Origin of the sequence: Microbacterium sp. (genome assembly GCF_031988965.1) — a bacterium.
In the GTDB taxonomy this organism is placed as follows: domain Bacteria; phylum Actinomycetota; class Actinomycetes; order Actinomycetales; family Microbacteriaceae; genus Microbacterium.
The window spans coordinates 1-6,005 of record NZ_DALZXX010000124.1 but is presented as its reverse complement, the minus strand read 5'-3'; the positions used below and the strand labels follow the sequence as shown (position 1 = coordinate 6,005).

General features: G+C 68.6%; 6 protein-coding genes. 1 reads left to right on the top strand and 5 read right to left on the bottom strand.

Annotated elements, in window-relative coordinates:
* The 5 genes from RTM68_RS15055 to RTM68_RS15035 form a co-directional block, all read right to left on the bottom strand.
* Nucleotides 1-1,472, bottom strand: a 1,472-nt coding sequence (locus tag RTM68_RS15055; protein WP_312172425.1) for a serine hydrolase domain-containing protein, incomplete at its 3' end; no start/stop codon positions are given.
* 8 nt (nt 1,473-1,480) lie between these two features.
* Complete coding sequence (locus RTM68_RS15050; RefSeq protein ID WP_312172423.1) at nt 1,481-2,026, bottom strand: winged helix-turn-helix domain-containing protein; 546 nt, start codon at nt 2,024-2,026, stop codon at nt 1,481-1,483.
* A 101-nt stretch (nt 2,027-2,127) separates the two neighbouring features.
* Nucleotides 2,128-2,676, bottom strand: coding sequence for a hypothetical protein (locus RTM68_RS15045; protein ID WP_312172420.1), 549 nt, complete (start codon nt 2,674-2,676; stop codon nt 2,128-2,130).
* Between the two features lie 143 nt (nt 2,677-2,819).
* Nucleotides 2,820-3,413, bottom strand: coding sequence for a TetR/AcrR family transcriptional regulator (locus RTM68_RS15040; protein WP_312172417.1), 594 nt, complete (start codon nt 3,411-3,413; stop codon nt 2,820-2,822).
* A 94-nt stretch (nt 3,414-3,507) separates the two neighbouring features.
* The gene (locus tag RTM68_RS15035) at nt 3,508-4,833 is read right to left on the bottom strand and encodes an MFS transporter (RefSeq protein ID WP_312172415.1); all 1,326 of its coding nucleotides are present in this window, start codon (nt 4,831-4,833) and stop codon (nt 3,508-3,510) included.
* A 232-nt stretch (nt 4,834-5,065) separates the two neighbouring features.
* On the opposite strand from RTM68_RS15035, the gene RTM68_RS15030 reads away from it, so the two are divergent.
* Nucleotides 5,066-6,005: glycoside hydrolase family 3 N-terminal domain-containing protein (locus tag RTM68_RS15030; RefSeq protein ID WP_312172413.1), on the top strand; the 940-nt coding region annotated here is incomplete at its 3' end.

The following is a 6,005-nucleotide window of genomic DNA, read 5'->3' as shown; positions in this document are numbered from 1 at the left end:
GGAAGGAAGGGCAACGGCGTGCGGGATGCCCGCAGGGCCAGCACGCCGATCGCGGCGAGAGCCGGGGCCAGAGCGATGCCCCACACCCAGCCGCCGACCGCGAACCACGGTCCGGCGTTCCAGAGCAGCAGCAGGCCGCAGGTCGCCCAGATGAGGTCGCTGATCGAGGGCAGCAGCGACCTGACCCGCAGCGCACGGATGAGGGCGATCACTCCGAACAGCACCGAGAGTCCGACGAGCCCCCAGCCGAGGATGACGTAGAGTTCCGCGACGCCGGCGATCGGAGCACCCGAGGCATACGACATCGCGATGTAGTCGGCCGGCGCGGAGGTGTTCGACAGCGCGATGAAGGCCGTGCCGGCATCCCGATCGAGAGTGAGGATGGTGTGGAAGCCCGCCGTCCCGCCGTTGTGCCAGGTCTGCGTGCCCTCGCCCGAGAACGAGGCCGACGTGATCCAGCCCCAGCCGATCTCGACGCCCTCGGCCATGGTGCCGGTCGGCTCGAGGGCGGCCGCGCCCGGAGCCGTGCCGTCGAGGTTGGCCTGGGCCCAGGCGGCGAGGTCTGCGGCGGTCGTGAACGTCGATGCCCCCGCCGGGAGGTACCCCTCGCCCCACCACCGGGTCGCCGGAGTGCCGTTCGTGAGGAATCCGGGCACGGCGTCGGCGGGAACCTCATCCGCCGTCGCGGCGACCACCGTGTCATCCATCCCCAGAGGTTCGGTGATGCGGTCGTGCAGCAGCGCGGCGTAGTCCTCTTCACCGGCAGCCTCGACCAACGCGGTGCCGAGCAGCGACACTGCGAAGTTCGAGTACACCGACCCCTGGTCGGGGTCGACGGGCGCGATCGCCGCATCGGCGATGAGCTGCGCGGTCGTCGTGGAGGAGTAGGCGTTCTCGTTGAAGAGCACGCTCGCGACCGAGCTCTGCTCTGCCGTGGCCCCGAGCGCGGGCAGACCCGAGGAGTGCTGCGACAGCGAGGCCAGAGTCACCGCGCCGGCGGGCGTGCCCTCGAGCTCGGTCAGATACTGCGCGAGGTCGTCGTCGGGCGCGACCTCGCCCCGCTCGATCGCCTCGGCGAACAGCGCGCCCGTGAAGGTCTTGGTGATGGATCCGAGCTCGAAGACCGTGTCGGCCTCGGGGGCACCGGGGTTCGACGGGTCGGCGTCGCCCAGACCGGCGAAGACGGTGCCGTCGGGACCGACCTCGGCGACCGAGAGCGCGCGGAAGCTGTCGAAGCTGCCCGGCAGCGAGCGGATGCGGTCGGCGAGCGCGGCATCACCCGCGGTGGATGCGCTCACGGTCTGGTGCTGCGGGCCGATCGCCGCACCGAGGCCGATGCCGATCACGGCGGCCGCGCCGATGACGGCGAGCATCGCTCGGGTGGAGCGGCGCGGAGCATCCGGCCCGGAGGAGCCGGACTGCGCGGAGGTGGGGTCGACCTCGGCGGAGGTCGGGGAGGTCGGGGAGGTCATGGGACTCCTCAGCTCGAAGCGATCATGGTCAGGACGAGGAGCGGCACGACTCGGGCGCCGGGCACCTCGTAGTAGCCGCGACGGGGCGAGACGAGCCATCCCGCATTCACGAGCTGGCGCAGGTGGTGGTACAGCTGGCCCGACGACGCGAGGTGTTCGAGTTCGAGCAGCTCGGCCGTCGTGTGAGCACCGCGCATCACCTGACGCACGAGTTCGAGGCGAGCCGGGTGGCCGAGCGCCTCGAGCGGACGGGCGAGGTCGCTCCAGTCCTCGGACAGCAGCTTCTCGGCGTACAGCCCGTACTGCCAGCGGATCGGCCCCGCCGGCGTCTCGACGGCGCCGGCCATCATCACCGCCCCGGGCGCGCGGCGACCGAGCTCGTTCACGAACCACAGCGGGTCGTCGGCGGATGCATCCTGCTCGCCGCCGGCCGGTGCGTCCGCGTCGGTCGCGGGGCGCACGGGCCCCGCACCCGCGAGCGCCGAGAGTCGCGCGACCTCCTTCTCGAGCTCGTCGAGACGACGTTCGATCGCATCCTGCGCCGCGGCTTCCATGCTTCGACCGTAGCAAAACTTCGTAATTACGTAAAACCGACTCTTTTGATCAGGGTCGAAGAAGCAGCGTCAGCGCGCGTCAGAGCGACAGCAGAGTGCCGTCACAGAGCTCCGAAGGCGATGATCGCGCAGCTCACGCCGACGATCAGGAGGATCGGAGCGGCGACGATGCCGCACCAGAAGCTGCGCGCCGCATCCTTCTCCGGAACGAGCGCGGCGACCGCCGCGGCCACCGTCAGCAGCACGCCCGCGAAGACGAACGCCGGCTGCTGGAACACCCAGGCCAGCGGGATGAAGTGGATGCCGACGACCGCGAGCACGAGCGGCGCGATCAGATCGGTGCGCGAGCGCCTGGTCGCCCAGATCGCCAGGACGATGATCGCGACGACCTCGATCCAGAAGACGATGACGTACCAGGTCGATGCAGTGCCACCCCAGGTGATCGCCGTCGGCAGCTCCCAGTTGCGGATCGCCGCCGGCAGGCTGACTCCCGCCAGCGCGGCCCCGCCGAGGCTCAGCACCCCGAGGATGACCCGCCAGATCCAGTGCTTCGGCGGCCGCTCCTGCGCCCACCCTGCCCAGACGAACGTCGCGATTCCGAAGATCGCACCGGTCATGAGCAGGTCACGCGGGAAATCGTCGATGATCATGCGGTCAGGGTAGCCGGGCACGGCTTCGGAGTCGACGTCTCGACACACCGCACGGCCGCTCAGATGACCGGCGAGTCGGATGCCACCTCCGAAGCCGTGCCCGGAAACGGGGGGCCGGGGCGAGAGGCCTGGCCGGGGACGGGTCAGGCCACGACCGGCGCCCAGGATGCCGCGCGGATGCCCTCCCACAGCCTCGACAGCCGATCCGCCATGTCGATCGACGGGTCGAGCAGCCACTGCACCTGAAGCCCGTCGGCGGCGGCGATGAGAAGGTCGGCGACGTACGCGACGTCGACCTCAGGCCCCATCCTCTCGGCGGCCTGCTCGCGCTCGACCGCGTCGATCATGAGGGTGCGCACCCACGCGAAGCGCTCCTCGAAGAAGACCCGCGCCGGGTGCCCCTCGATGGTCGCCTCGGCCGAGTACTCGACGTACAGCCGCACCAGCCCCGGAACGGTGGCGTTGTGCGCGATCACGTCGAGGAATCCCTGGAACCCATGCTGCGGCGAGTAGAACTGCTCGTGATCGCGCGCATCCCGGGCCCGCAGCACCTCGACGAAGAGATCCTCTCTCGTGCGGAAGTAGTGCATCAGCCCCGGCTGCGTGAGCCCGACGCGGGCGGCGATCTCCTTGTTCGAGGACTTGCGCGTGCCCATCTCGGCGACGACATCGAGCGCGACGGCGAGGATCTCGGCCCGCTTGGCCGCACCCTTCGCGTACTGTCCTCGTCGAGTCATCTCGTCAGTCTAGGAGAATCCGATGAACGGCCGGGATGAGGCTGCGGAGACCGGATGCCTCCCCTGCGCATCCGATCTCCGCCTCCCCTCCCCGCTATTTCACGCTCTTGATCGGGAAGATCACGATCGCGCCTATCAGCGCCAGCACTCCGCATATCGAGAACCACAGGCCGTAGTTGTTGCCGTTCTCGCTGCCGATGTAGACGATGATGCCGCCGATGAGCGGTGCGAACGTCTGCGGAAGAGCATTGGCGATGTTGAAGACGCCCAGGTCCTTGCCCGAGTCGTCGGGATTGGGCAGAACGTCCACCACGAGCGCCAGGTCGACGCCCACGTACATTCCGTAGGCGATTCCGAGGAACGCCTCGAGGATGTAGAACGCGGTGATGTCCTGCACGAAGATCAGGCCGACCGTTCCTGCGGCGAACATCACCGTCGAGGTCCAGACGAAGACCTTTCGGCGCCCCAGCTTGTCCGAGAGCTTGCCCGCGATGATGCTCACCACGACCAGCGCGACGGTGTAGATCAGAACGCTCGTCGAGATCACCGCGGGGATGTCGGGCTCCGAGACTCCGACGTGATTGAGGAGGTAGAAGTAGCGGAACGCGGTGAAGCCGAAGCTCGCGAAGGTGATGAGGAACCGTGACCACCAGGCGAGCGCATAGTCCGGGTGCTGCACCGGGCTGACCCAGAAGGTCTCCCACCAATCGCGGAACGACGCCCGCGGCGGCTTGGTCGGCAGCACCTGGTCGGGCAGCACGATCGCGAAGATCACCATCACGACGATCGCGAGCACCGACGGAGCAACGAACATGATGACGAGATCGTTGACGAAGTACTGCGCGACGTACGTGCCACCCAGGATGCCGACGTTCTGCGCGATGCCGAGGGCCGCCGTGATGGTGCCCCGCTGGAACTTCGGCACCTGGTCCGCGATCGTGGCGATGAACGGCGCGAGCGTCATGTTCGCACCGAGCTGCGCGAGCGCCCAGCCGACCGTCGCGACCAGAAGGCTCGGCGCGAGCGCCATGATCAGGAACGCCACCGTCATGATGACCGTGCCGAGGACGACCCAGATGCGTCGACGGCCCCACCTGCTCGTCGTGCGGTCGGACACCCGACCGAACACGACGTTCGCGATCGTCGCGAACAGTGCTCCGACGCCTCCGAGGATCGCCGCGGCACCCGTGGCACCGTTCTCGGGGATGACCCCGGCCGCGACCAGCGACTGGATCTTGATGCCGATACCGACGATGGCCGGCCCCAGCAGTGCGATGAAGAACACCAGCTGCGCGATGAGCAGCCAGGCGACGTAGCTCTTCTTCGCCGGTTCGGTGGGTTCCTTGAACCAGTGATGCTCCCGTGCGACTGCCGTCGCCGTCGTCATTCCCGACGGCATACCCGCTGCGGACCCGCTCATACCTGCCTCCTTCGGCCGGTGGGAGTCCGAAGGCATCGCCACTCTGCAATGCCGGCATTTCGCTCCCGTGGCTGAAAACCTAGACCTTTCAGGTTTTCAGTGCAAGAGGTTTCTGCGCAGATGACAGCGGCGGCTTGTGTCACAAAACCTAAGGAGATAAAGTTTTCACATTCGAGCGGCGGCTGCACCATCCGATGCGGCCCGGAACCGGCTCAACGGCGAGAGGAATCACATGTCCGAGCCCACCGGCGCGAGCGCCCAGGACCTCACCCTCGACGAGAAGGCGTCGCTCACCAGCGGCGCCGACTTCTGGACGACGAAGAGCGTCGACCGCGTCGGCATCCCCTCGCTCATGCTCACCGACGGACCCCACGGGCTCCGCAAGCAGGGCGGCGCCACCGACCACCTCGGCCTCGCCGGCAGCATCCCGGCCACCTGCTTCCCGCCGGCCGTCGGGCTCTCGGCGACCTTCGACCCCGAGCTCGCCGAGCGCGTCGGCGTGGCCCTCGGCGTCGAGTCGGCCATCGAAGACGTCGCGGTGATCCTCGGCCCGGGCATCAACATCAAGCGCTCCCCCCTGTGCGGCCGCAACTTCGAGTACATGTCGGAAGACCCGATCGTCTCGGGAGCGATGGGCGCGGGCCTCGTGCGCGGCATCCAGTCGCAGGGCGTCGGCTCATCGCTCAAGCACTTCGCCGCGAACAACCAGGAGACCGACCGGCTGCGCGTCTCGAGCGACGTCGACCCCCGCACGCTGCGCGAGATCTACCTGCGCGGCTTCCAGCGGGTCGTCGAAGACGCCCAGCCGTGGACCGTCATGTGCTCGTACAACCGCATCAACGGCGTCTACGCGTCGGAGGACCCGTGGCTGCTCACGACGGTGCTGCGCGACGAGTGGGGCTTCGAGGGGATCGTGGTCTCGGACTGGGGCGCGGTGAACGACCGCGTCACCGGCCTCGTCGCCGGCATGGACCTCGAGATGCCCTCGTCGGGCGGACGGACGGATGCCGAGATCGTCGCCGCCGTGCAGAACGGCAGCCTCGACGAGTCCGACCTCGACACCGTCGTCAGCCGTCTCATCGACCTCACCCGCAAGGCGCAGGCGCGCCCCGCGGCATCCGGCCCTCTCGATGTCGACGCGCACCACGCCCTCGCCCGCGAGGTCGCCGGAC

Bases quoted from the DNA above. Each gene is read 5' to 3' on its own strand.
- RTM68_RS15045 (WP_312172420.1), bottom strand. From the start codon at position 2,676: ATGATCATCGACGATTTCCCGCGTGACCTGCTCATGACCGGTGCGATC.
- RTM68_RS15040 (WP_312172417.1), bottom strand. From the start codon at position 3,413: ATGACTCGACGAGGACAGTACGCGAAGGGTGCGGCCAAGCGGGCCGAG.
- RTM68_RS15035 (WP_312172415.1), bottom strand. From the start codon at position 4,833: ATGAGCGGGTCCGCAGCGGGTATGCCGTCGGGAATGACGACGGCGACG.
- RTM68_RS15050 (WP_312172423.1), bottom strand. From the start codon at position 2,026: ATGGAAGCCGCGGCGCAGGATGCGATCGAACGTCGTCTCGACGAGCTC.